Source organism: Escherichia sp. E4930 (genome assembly GCF_005845405.1).
Classification (GTDB): Bacteria; Pseudomonadota; Gammaproteobacteria; order Enterobacterales; family Enterobacteriaceae; genus Escherichia.
Genome location: NZ_VCDZ01000047.1, coordinates 1 through 9,354 on the forward strand (window position 1 = coordinate 1; position 9,354 = coordinate 9,354).

9 protein-coding genes and 1 pseudogene are annotated in these 9,354 nt (G+C 42.4%); 1 reads left to right on the top strand and 9 read right to left on the bottom strand.

Translation table 11 applies throughout. The features are described from left to right. Positions 1-553, top strand: a pseudogene (locus tag FFT88_RS24415) (relaxase); the annotation flags it as partial. 584 nt (positions 554-1,137) lie between these two features. Here the strand turns inward: FFT88_RS24415 and FFT88_RS24425 are convergent. The 9 genes from FFT88_RS24425 to FFT88_RS24475 all read right to left on the bottom strand — a co-directional run. Next, the gene (locus FFT88_RS24425) at positions 1,138-1,440 is read right to left on the bottom strand and encodes a hypothetical protein (protein ID WP_001096503.1); all 303 of its coding nucleotides are present in this window, start codon (positions 1,438-1,440) and stop codon (positions 1,138-1,140) included. Between the two features lie 711 nt (positions 1,441-2,151). Next, complete coding sequence (locus tag FFT88_RS24440) at positions 2,152-2,811, bottom strand: division plane positioning ATPase MipZ (protein WP_130261058.1); 660 nt, start codon at positions 2,809-2,811, stop codon at positions 2,152-2,154. 104 nt (positions 2,812-2,915) lie between these two features. Then, positions 2,916-3,740 carry a tyrosine-type recombinase/integrase gene (locus tag FFT88_RS24445; RefSeq protein ID WP_130261059.1) on the bottom strand — a complete coding sequence of 275 codons (825 nt, stop codon included), beginning with the start codon at positions 3,738-3,740 and terminating at the stop codon, positions 2,916-2,918. A 514-nt stretch (positions 3,741-4,254) separates the two neighbouring features. Next, on the bottom strand, positions 4,255-4,350 hold the full coding sequence (gene dqlB / locus FFT88_RS25905) for a DinQ-like type I toxin DqlB (RefSeq protein ID WP_000609147.1): 96 nt from the start codon (positions 4,348-4,350) through the stop codon (positions 4,255-4,257). 754 nt (positions 4,351-5,104) lie between these two features. Further along, complete coding sequence (locus FFT88_RS24455; RefSeq protein ID WP_130261061.1) at positions 5,105-5,290, bottom strand: hypothetical protein; 186 nt, start codon at positions 5,288-5,290, stop codon at positions 5,105-5,107. 162 nt (positions 5,291-5,452) lie between these two features. After that, a complete protein-coding gene (locus FFT88_RS24460; protein ID WP_130261062.1) occupies positions 5,453-7,609 on the bottom strand; it encodes a type IA DNA topoisomerase in 2,157 nt (718 codons plus the stop codon). Positions 7,610-7,620: 11 nt separating this feature from the next. Beyond that, positions 7,621-8,208, bottom strand: coding sequence for a DUF6012 family protein (locus FFT88_RS24465; protein ID WP_130261063.1), 588 nt, complete (start codon positions 8,206-8,208; stop codon positions 7,621-7,623). Between the two features lie 124 nt (positions 8,209-8,332). Then, on the bottom strand, positions 8,333-8,560 hold the full coding sequence (locus FFT88_RS24470) for a hypothetical protein (RefSeq protein WP_000855410.1): 228 nt from the start codon (positions 8,558-8,560) through the stop codon (positions 8,333-8,335). Positions 8,561-8,589: 29 nt separating this feature from the next. Further along, positions 8,590-9,354: YadA-like family protein (locus FFT88_RS24475; protein WP_171026938.1), on the bottom strand; the 765-nt coding region annotated here is incomplete at its 5' end.

Below are 9,354 nucleotides of genomic sequence, written 5' to 3' on the forward strand. Positions count from 1 at the left end.
AGCGGCCAGCGAGCTGTCCTCTTATCCAGAAAAACTGACAGCAGAATTTGATAAACCCTACGAAATCCTGGCTGATTCATACAAGGAATACACCCGTACACCTGTATATGTTGTTTCGTTCCCGAAAGATGAACTCAACCAGCCTGTTAAGAAGTTCGAATCGCTTTCTGAAGCTATTGAGTATAAAAATAATACTGCAATGCTTCATGATCTGGATAAAAGGGAAGTTATTGTTAAATCTGTAACCAGAGAAGAATTAGGGATGATGGGAGAGCAACTTGCCGTTAAAGAAGCGGAACCTGTTCCACGACATGAACTTGAAAAAGCACAAGGTCGTGATGTCAATGAGCAGGATGGTTTGATACTGGATGCCATTGATCGCTATCAGGCTAAATTTGAAGCCGAGGGATTAGCGTTTAACCGTCAGGAGACTGAAGCCGAATTGTTACATCACGATTTCACTCGCGAAGTAGCAGAAGATCGTCTTGAACAACAGTTCGTACAGGAAAAAGCAGAACAGCAAAATCAGCAGCAATCTGAACAGGAACGATAAAGAGAAAGCCCACGAAATTAATTCGTGGGCTTAAATCTGAAGTTTAAATAACGCTCTCACTAGAACACCGCAACGGTTCAGCACATATCGATCTTACCGCCCAGTAACATAAAAATGAAAACCGTTGTTAATGGGAGCAATATTGCCAGGGCAAAAACGATTAGATTACTTCTCCTGCCAATATTGAATACTATACCAGCTATCAATACTAAAAAGAAAAATACAACTGGTACAGTCCATGTAATAACTGGATTATAGCTTATAATTCCTAAATCAAAGATGCATTGTTCCATAGAGTTAAACTCCTCCTGTGAGGATTATAGTCCATCTCATTTCATCGTTTCTTAAAGCCCACTCATTCGCAGGCTTAAGTATCATTCAGAATTTTTATTCCAGTTATAGCAGACAAATATTAATGGCAGAGAAAAACCGAAAGTTAAGTATAATAAAATCCCAACTGATTTACTATCTTCATCAGGTAATAAGTAAAATGCTAATAACATAAAAAGATTTAGGTAAATTCCACATAAAATCAAAAAAAATCTGTATCCCGTCATCTGATTTTCCTTTACATCAACATCAAACTATTTGTTAACGGTTGGTCTTCCGGCCTTCGGACTGTTTTTCCTTATATCATCAAACAACCTCCGGCGTTCTTCTGCTGATACCAGACGTAGAGCTGCCAGTGCCGCCCTGATAACTTCAGCACGGCTTGCACCGTACTCGTTCTGGAACTCCTGCGCTGTATCGAGATCATCATCTGTCATTGTCAGATTTATACGCGTTACTGCGGATGCCGATGCCGGTTTTTGTGCCGCAGAACTTACAAACTGGCGCAAATCCAGTGGCTTAATTTCCTGATCTATTTTCTTGGGGAGCTTTGCCATAAGGTATCCTGCTTTTTGTAAAGTGTGTAATTATACACACTTTTTATAGCTGTAGAAGTTCCAGCATCCAGGTGCCGCAAATTGCCAGGCCACCTGCAAGTAGAAGCATAGGTGCATCATGCCATGACCAGCGTTTCTTATTTTTACGGAGAAAACATACGCAAGCACATGTGGTTAATATTGATACAGCAATAAAAAGCCATCCGATCAGGGTGCTGAACTGAGCAAATGGTGATAAAACACAACCTGAACTATTCAGGCAAGGGGATTCATGTTGTTTGAGCATAGTAAATCCCATCCAGAGTGATGACACAGGCAGAAATACGCACACAGCCGGAATTATTAGCCTGGCGGAGAATATCCTTATCAGGAGTATCAATAGTGATAAGAACAGAAAAAGACTGAGCATGTTATGTTTCCTGTTTCCTGTTATTTGTTGTGTAACAATACACACTATTGCTATTCAGATAAGCCCAAGCGCCCGTATACCGCAAACAGCTAAAAAACCTGCCAGACCACAATAAATCAGAACCATAACCGCATCTGTCCATGAGAAGTGCATTCTGTTTTCGTGGATGGAAATACATCCGGCAGCAATGGTTATTACTGCGACAGTAAGAAAAAGCCATCCCTGCCAGGGGCTGATATTGGATACAAACAGAAAATGGGCGAGCATACATCTCCCTTGCTTTTAGTGTGTAATAATACACATCAAAGAATACCCGTTTCTTTTAACAGTAACTCAATTTCGCCACGGGCTTTGTTTCCCCGTTTATCATCGTATTCGTGTACGCCCATACCACTGTTATAGGCTTTTTTATGCGCAGTACGCATATAGATACGCTGGCGGGGAACCGGAAGCCAGTCCGGATCATCATTGAGTTGTCGGCGCAGTTCTGACGCTTCACTGTCTGACGGGTTAGTTGAACACTTATTCAGGACAATCCATGCTTTCATTGACGGATTGACTCCGGCCTGTGCTGTTTTAATGTCGAAAACCAGCCGTCCCAGCGTGTTGATCTCGATGCCTGCTCCTGGCTCAATGAATGTGAACAGAATGTCAGCACAACTCAGTGCCTTAACGAAGGCCGGAGATTTCATTCCTGGCGTATCAACAAACACATAATCAAAGCGGGCAGCCAGTTTTCGTGCCATCGCCGGAATATCTGTGTAGCACTCGAAATACGGTATTTCAGACAGCCGCTCGTTGGTTTTACGTTCCTCGATGAAGTCCTTGATGCTTCCCTGCGAGTCTGTTTCCAGGAAACAGGCTGTTTTCCCTTTCCTGATGGCACAGACACATAAGGAACAAAGCACGGTGCTTTTGCCTATGCCGCCTTTATGCCCTGCAACTGTAATGATTTTTCCCATCACAAAATCCTCCCGGCTAAATGGTGTGTATTAATACACAATCTTTTGTGATGAAAGTATAACCGTACAATTGCGTGCTGGCAATAGCCTAATGGTGTGTATTATTACTTACCATTGAGACGCTCAGGATATCCGAGAAGCTGTTTTGCAAGCTGTGGATCGCAGGTAAAGGACAGGCCACTTCCTGTAAGGACGTCCAGCGAAAAAATACGGGTGTAAATCTCGGTGCTTCTTGCATAACGGTGTCCCAGCAGGGATTGCAGTACGCGCGGAGGAACGCCACTCATTGTCAGGTGCATGGCGTAACTGTGGCGAAACGTGTGAGGCGTGACCGGAACCGAAAATGTTACGCCGTCACGCTCTGCCCGTGCCACTGCGGTGTTTATCCAGTTCAGCGGTGTCTGTCTCGATGTTATGTCCCACACTGGCTGATGTTTGATCCGCTTTTTCCAGGTCGCCAGGTATTCCCGCATACGCAATGCGTATCCGGCATCCAGAACAGGAACCAGCCTTACAGCAGGCTCCGGTGGTTTTCTGTATCGCGGATCAGGATGTAATGGCGGATGCCTGGTGGTCGGTCGTCCAGGTCTTCTTTCTGCTTCTTTTATACGTTGCTTGAGTGTTTTCAGGATCACCACGGGTTGCGGGTACTGGCGCGTCGGAGTCAGCATAAAATCAGCAGGTTTCAGCGCCAGAGCTTCATTCAGTCGTGCTCCGGTATTCCAGAGTGTCTCAAAGTACATACGGATGCTCAGATCATCAATGTAGGAGAGAAGCAGTGAGACTTCCGGTGCTATCAGATATTTTGGCATTCCTGCGCCAATCTGCGCCGCCAGATCCCGCATATTACGGGCTGCATCGGGAGAGATGGTTAAATTCCAGGCGTCGCTACGTGAAATCTGGAAAATTTTGGCGGGTAAGTGACTCAATTTTTAAATCTCCGCACCTGTTTTTTTGGGATGTGTCAGCAATTATGACCTGGAGCAGAGGTGCGTCCGACAATAAAAATTCCGATCACCAAAAAAAATTTTGGACATTTTTTCCGATAATGCATTTTTGTCCAGGCGGATATGAACGGCAGGGCAGGACGAAATCTGGAAGTTATCCTGAATGACCCAGGATATGGGCGCGTATGCCGGAGCAGAGCACCAGATAAAGGAAATAAATTCAGTGTATGTTGTAACTAATGAGATCTGGACAGAATAACCTGTATGTCCAGGTGATGCGGGAAATCTTCTTCAAATTATCTGGTGCGGTCGCAACTGATAAAGGCGTTGGCCAACGCGCTCAATGCAAAGCCGGCGTTTAGATGATTTTTATTTTACAGTGAGTTATGTCATTTCTGCCGAGGAGAATATTGGTGAGTTTTTTTGAAAAATGTCACAGTACGTTAAAGGGCAGGAAGCGGTTCACTTCCTGCCCTTAGTTACGTTTCCGCTGTCATCAGTCGATGAACTGGCGAATCAGTTCCAGAATTGCAATCAGCGCGTTTGCAACGGCGACCACAGCCCTGAGAACGATGATTAACAGATTAATCATCCGTTTCTCCAGTAAAACTGGAGGAAATCACCGTTGCTTACTCATACACTGCCTGTCACAACGGCTCTCTCGCATTGTTAGGTGTAGAGTGACCTCCTCCTGCCAGAGCACCGAATACAGCACCACCTGTTTATCCAGCCAGGACTTTAAAATCGTTCATACCCGCAGATACGGGAAGAGCAGGATTACAAGCCAACTACATGACTAACTGACTGATTATACGCTACACAAAACACCCGTTACACAACTAAATGTGGTTCCTTAACCACATTTAGTTGCTTTACAGCACCATAGTGAATAAAATGTAAACGTTAGGTGTAGAGTAACCTTCTCCGGTCAGAGCCACCAACTCAAGGCCGGAAAGCACAAAAAAGCCCGATTACCAGTCGGGCTTTTTTGTACCTGTCATTCAACTGAACTAATCTCAATAAAGATGCATCCAAGAGAGATTTTTATTTGGATTCGACGTTAATATCTACACAGAGGAATTTGTATTCAGGATTGTTTATTTCAAAATGTACTTTACGCTCACCATCAGGAAATAGATTTGGATTACGTTTACCAATTGAACGAATTATTTCGTTAACTTTGACATAGCCAAGTATCTGACTTACTATATAAACGTTGGATATTGATAGCCATCCTCTGGTCAGAGCAACCAACTCAGAACCGGAAAGCAAAAAGCCCGATTAGTCGGGCTTTTTGTATTTATCATTTGCCTACTGCGTCTTTTTCCGTTCCCAAAAGATGTTAATTATTTGGTGTTTAAATACTTTGCTAAAAACATTTTCAGACGTATAGCATCCACAGCATTTAAGTGTACAACCTCTTCTGTTGTAAGAGTAACAGTAGCAACATCAGTCTTGTCATAATATATTGATACTATATAATTTATATTAATATAATAACCTTCTTTCACTTCAAAAAATTTCATTTCCATTTCATAATCTCCTTGTAAAGGACACAATATGAACTTATCTTTATATGCAGTTAAGTTTAACAAATAGCACAATCTGAAGACTGACAAACCACCCCTGGTTAATCGGACGCTTCAGACGTGCCATTGGATGTTATATGGAGAACAAGGGATAATCAACTATTGCTACTTTTTGGGGGTAAATTCAAACCCTAATTTTCCTGTTGCGTTATCAAGTAATTTAACTTTAGCCGAAAATTCTTTATTCGTCCTGGAACTAACAAACCCTTTTAACTCTCCTGTAATACCTTTTGTTAGCAAGATTTCTACTTGCTTGTCAGAAAGCTCCTTACCAGAGAAGTTCTTCCAGATTTTAAATTCACATCCTGTACAGAAATAACCTTTTGGCCTGATAGCAATCTGCTTACCACAGGAAGGGCAGGGAGCATTCAGGCGTTGAGATTGGCCTGCTGGCGCTGCTGCTTCAATTTTCATCTCGCCCAGGTCAACATCTGTAATCATGCCGCTCAGTTCACCGTAAAGCTCATTAATAAACTCTTCAACCGTCAGATCACCATTTTCAATAGCAGCCTGTTTTTCAGCCCATAATGCTGTCATATCTGGATTAACAGCTATATCCGGCAGAGCATCAATAAGCGCATATCCGGTATCTGTCGGAATGAGTTTTCCTTTTTCCAGCGTGATATAATTCCTCTTCTTCAACGTTTCCAGAATCGCTGCGCGGGTAGCTGGCGTACCAATGCCGCCATGTTCATCTTTTTTGTCTTTATCTTTATCCTTCAACAATTTTTTAATCGTTGGGTCAGTGACAAAATCCGCGACACGAACAAGCGCAGCAAGCAAGGAGGCTTCAGTAAATAATGGCGGCGGTGTCGTTTTCTTCTCATTAACTACAACTTCTTTTGTCGTCAGTGTTTCTCCTGTGCGAATTTTACAGAGTAGTTCAAAAGCGGAATCATCGTTATCTTCTGATTCACCTTCGTCTGTGGTTTCCGCACCAAGAAATGCCTCAAATCCGCTGTCAGTTGTTTTTCTGGCACGAGCATAGAACGACTCATCACCACACTGAATGGCAACCGATACTTCCTGGTATGCTTTTTCAGGCATGAACTGAACAAGATAGTGTTGTGCGATCGCAAGGTAAACATTGCGCTCGTCGGTGCTGAGTGCGTTAACATCAGGCACACTGGCTGTCGGGATTATCGCAGTATGCGCAGTCACCTTTGCACTGTTAAACGCCTTGCTTTTACGTGCGGAATCAATATCCAGCGCCTGAGGAAATATTGATTTCAGGGCATCGATAACCTGTGGCGCTTCGCTGAATTGTTCATCAGAAAGATATGAGCAATCAGAGCGGTTATAAGTGATCGCTTTGTATTTTTCGCGTAGTTGTTGCGTAACATCCAGCGTTTTTTGCGCTGTCATTTTGAACTTTTTGTTCATGTATTGCTGGAGCCTGACCAGGTTAAATGGCAACGGTGCGGCAGTTTTTTTATCATCAGTTGCTGCCGCTTCAACGGTGGCTGGTTTTCCCGCAAGAGATGCCGCCGTTCCGTTTGCCCATGCCTTATCAAGCAATTTACGATCTGTCAGCGGAGCAAATTCCCCTGGTTTCCAGTTTGCACTGAGAACATCAGCACCACGCTGAAAGACTCCGGTCATGGTGTAGTAAAAACTGGATTTATGGTTCTGGTTAGCACGGGTACGATTCACAATGAGGCCAAGAACGGGAGTCTGGACGCGCCCGACAGACAGAACGCCCTGATATCCTCTGGCTTTTGCCGGAATGGTGTACGCACGAGTCATAGAGAAGCCATAGACGGCATCGGCAACTGAACGCGCCAGCGCCTTAAGGTAAAGTCCTTTGAAATCACGATTGTCTTTAAGATTTGCCAGTGCCTTTTTCACTGCCGGAAGCGTGTTGTCGTTAATCAGAACGCGCTTTACGGGTTTTGTGTTGCCTGCATATTCCAGGACTTCATCAACCAGTAGCTGTCCCTCATCATCAGGATCGCCAGCGTGAACAATTTCAGTCACGTCTCCACGGCTGATAAGTTCGAGAATCGTTTTAACCTGTTTTGCGGCACTTTCGACAGGCTGATACTTCACGGGATAAAGACGTAAAGGAAGCGTTTCAACTTTCCAGACTTTATATTCAGGATTATAGTTTTCCGGTGGCTGTGATTCGATAATATGACCAAAACAGTTAGTCACAATTGCGTTATCACTTTCAAACCAGCCATCATGGCGAGTAAAATTGCCACCAAGCGCCTTAACAATATCATTCGCTACTGCGGGTTTTTCTGCAATAAAAAGTCTCATTTTATTATCCTTTAAATAACTAATGCACTTTCAATAGATGGTTGTTTTTTGAATAAAGAGAAGTCCGTTTTTAATCGTTCAGACTGAATAGTGTGAAGTAAAAGGCTTTCCTCTCTGGATAGAAGGAAGTCTCCCCATTCGAACTCTTCCCACATATCATGGCTGCTTTCACCAGGTTTATTTAATAAAGATTCCATTTTGGGCTGAATTCTGGCAGGAGGATTATTTTCATAAGCTGAATGCACCCTGTCACTCCACTTATCAAAAGAACCATTTAATAGAATTTCCTGTGATACCATATCAAAATCATCATCTTCTATATAGGTATTGACCCGATGATATATTAATCCCATATCTTCAATATCCCAGGTGTATATAGTAGTAAACCATCTTAATTTTTTATCTGTTTGCAAAACAAGGCCATTAACTGACTTTCTTCCTTTTCGCATTCCAACCCATAAACATTTATTAGGCCACGGTCTGCCTACAGACAATGATTCACTATCAATTATAAAATCAAGTTCAGGTATGGAAATGGTTTTAAGGCTACATTTATTAGCCATGCGATGAAAAAGTTTAGGAACAATATGCAGATACATAGTGGTTTCCTTTATCTCATTTTCAAGTCTGGACTTATTACCAAAAAATCACTAACGCCCTTCGGTTGTTCAACCCCGCAAATCCCAGATTAAAATCTGGAATCTGCGAGGTTATCATTGATGATTACTTACAACCTTCTGACCAACCAATACGATTCATAGAAGGAGAGCAATCAGGTTTAACAAACTTACCTTTCATCCATTCAGCTTGTTTTTTTCCTGCATCAGTATTCTCATAGCTTTGTCTTTCAACATTACTTGCTCCTGTTTTCTGACTATTAGCCGAGTTCTGTTTTGCAAAAGCAGAAAAGGTAGTCAGCGACAGAATCATTGCATAAACTAATGTTTTCATTTTTTATCTCCTTTCACGTAGATAGTTTATTACCAGCCACCCGCAAAACCTGCACCAAGGACAGTGTTATGAGATGAATCCCATGAGACGTTAAGGCGCACATTTGTATTTGCTGATGTTTTATATTGAATACCCGCAGCAATTGCGTTTCCATTCTGATAATTACCAAGCCCAACACCATATGAAAAATTATTCTCAGCTACATATGGAATTGAAGATATTGCGGCGACACCTGCAATACCGGCATTAAGACGTTTTTCAGCACGCTCAATCTTTTTATTCAATTGTTCAAATCGCTGATTTGACTGATTGTTTAACTGATTAAATCGGTTATCAGTATAGTTATTCGCATTTTGTTCAGCTTTATCAGCCGCATTTTGAGCATACTGTATGCTTTGCTCGTATTTTTCATTTGTATAACTGATACCTTGTTGATATTTCTTATCCGTATAGTTGTTTGATGTGCTAATTGCCTCATTTTTGGCATTGTTGATATTGGTATTCAGCTCTGTTTTCGTATCACTGATTTTACTGTCTGTGTAACTGTTGGATGAGCTGATCGCGTCATTCTTTGCCTTATCAATATTGGCATTCAGTTCTGTCTTCGTATCACTGATTTTGCTGTCAGTGTAGCTGTTAGATGAACTGATCGCGTCATTCTTCGCCTTATCAATATTGGCATTCAGTTCTGTCTTCGTATCACTGATTTTGCTGTCAGTGTAACTGTTAGATGAACTGATCGCGTCATTCTTCGCCTTATCAATATTGGCATTCAGTTCTGTCTTCGTATCACT